Below are 2206 nucleotides of genomic sequence, written 5' to 3'. Positions count from 1 at the left end.
CCCCTGCTCCGGCCACGGTCAAAGGAAACGAGCCGCCGTGGGTTGCGTAGTCAGAAAGGGAAAGTCCCTGGCTCTCATAGATCGTTTGCCCCTTCTGCTTTTCGCGCAGGCCAACCGCGTAAGAGCTGCGATGAAAGCGAGCGACGACGTTGCTTTTGCGCCGCACCCACTCGACGTTGTCGGGTGTCGTTCCGTCCATGGCGGCGTAGAAGAGGGGCTGGCCGAATTTCCGTACGTCAATCACGACGGGAAGGCCTCGTTCAGCAGACATTGTGCGCAGCAGTGATCCCAGCCGCCACGCAGTTTCTGCATCCAGGCGCGGCAAAACGAGTTCCTTTTCCTGCAGCGCAATTCTTTCCAGGTCTTCGCTGTGTCCCATCCATCAACCTTCCTTGCGCTGCAATCATAAATCCCGGTTGCTCAGTTTTCGGCGACTTCCTCGACGGGGTTCCGCTGCTGCACGATGCCGAGACGTTCGTAAATTGGCCGCATATCTTTGCGGATGGCGGTAAGTCGTGAGGTGAACCAAATGGAACCCAGAATGCACGCTACACCGCTAACGATCACGGTGCGGGGTGCGCCGATGGCATGAGCCATTGCACCGGCCAGCAGGCTGCCGAAGGGAGCCATACCGACGAAGGCCATGGTGTAGTAGCTCATCACGCGTCCGCGCATTTTTTCGTCGACCAGGGTTTGGATGATCGTGTTGCTTCCGGTCAAACCCTGCATCATGCCGAAACCGGTTACGAACATCATCAGCATCGACAGCCACAGAACGTGCGAAAGTCCGAAACAGATCAGCCCGATACCGAAGACAAGCGCGGCGATCGGAATCATCTTGGTGAGTCCACGTACGGAGCGACGCATCACCATCGAAAGCGCCGAAATGAGTGACCCAACGCCGACGGCGCCCATCAGAAAGCCGAGGGTATGCGCGCCTCCGTGGAGAACTTCACGAGCAAAGACAGGCATCAACACCATGAAGGGCCAGCCCATCAGGCTCAGCAAGGCAAACAACAGCAGGATCGTACGGATGGGCAGGAAACCAGCAACATACGTCCAACCCTCCTTGAGTTGAACGATCATCGAAGTCGTGGGGCGTTGCAGCCCATCCGGCGGAACGCGCATCATCAAGAGCGAGGCGATTACGGCGATGTAGCTGACGCCATCCACGAGGAAGCACCAGCCTTCATTCGTGGCGGCAATCAGCAATCCGGCCAGCGATGGCCCGATCAATCTAGCCGCGTTCACCATCGACGAGTTGATGGCAATGGCATTCGATAGATCGGCGCGATCCTCCACCATTTTGACCATGAAGGATTGCCGGCCGGGCATATCGAATGCGTTGATGACGCCCTGCATGGCACTCAGTGCCAGAATCTCGGCGATATTGATGCGGTGCGAAAGCGTCAGCCAGGCCAGGGCCAGCGACTGCACCATGGCGAGTGTCTGCGTCCAGACCAAAACTTTGCGGCGATCGATGCGATCGACGAGGACGCCGGCGAGCGGCGCGAACAGAAACGTTGGTATCTGGCCTGCGAAGCTGACGGTTCCCAACAGGAGCGCCGAGTTGGTGAGCCGGTAGACCAGCCAGGCCGTGGCAATGCGCGTCATCCAGGTGCCGATGAGCGAAATGCTCTGGCCGCCAAAGAAGAGCCGAAAGTTGCGATGGCGCAAGGCCCGCCAGGCATGCGAATAGTCGCCGGGTACGGGCAATGAGGGTTGTTCCTCCTGAGGGCTGCTCTGATCCTGTGTCATCCGTCTCATTTTGGATGTAGGTGCGCGGGCTTCGACCCGATCTATTTCGCTGCGGTAAGCCTTATCATCGTGGTCTGATCGACGCGCGCCCCCGCCATCGGCTGTTGTGCAATCACAACTCCGGGGATGATGGGAGGTTTGGCCTGCTCGGGCCCCGTACTGACGTCGGGCACGAACACATCGGCGTAGGTTGGCGTATCCACCTTCAGGCCAATTTTGTTCAGCATCAGCTGCGCAGTGATGATTGGGATACCCGTCAAGTCGGGCATGACGTATCCATCCGGTGCGACCCCGTCCGGGGCGGCGACGAGGATGTTTACACTGGGCTGCGCGATTCCCTGGGAATGGCCGGGCGGATCCTGCGCCAGAACGGTGCCGTCTTGAGCACCTGCATAGGGCAGCCTTGCGGTGACGCCGACTTCAAGGCCGGCACGCCGCAGGCGCAATG

3 protein-coding genes are annotated in these 2206 nt (G+C 59.4%); all 3 read right to left on the bottom strand.

From position 1 onward, the window contains the following. Positions 1-379: heme-degrading domain-containing protein (locus WA354_RS02570; protein ID WP_472811446.1), on the bottom strand; the 379-nt coding region annotated here is incomplete at its 3' end. 41 nt (positions 380-420) lie between these two features. Continuing rightward, positions 421-1716 (bottom strand): MFS transporter, encoded by a 1296-nt coding sequence (locus WA354_RS02565; protein WP_472811445.1) that lies wholly within the window; start codon positions 1714-1716, stop codon positions 421-423. 83 nt (positions 1717-1799) lie between these two features. Next, the coding region (locus WA354_RS02560) for a PASTA domain-containing protein (RefSeq protein WP_472811444.1) at positions 1800-2206 on the bottom strand (407 nt) is incomplete at its 5' end.

This window comes from Occallatibacter sp. (genome assembly GCF_049802275.1).
Classification (GTDB): domain Bacteria; phylum Acidobacteriota; class Terriglobia; order Terriglobales; family Acidobacteriaceae; genus Telmatobacter.
This window is presented reverse-complemented; position numbering and strand designations above follow the sequence as displayed.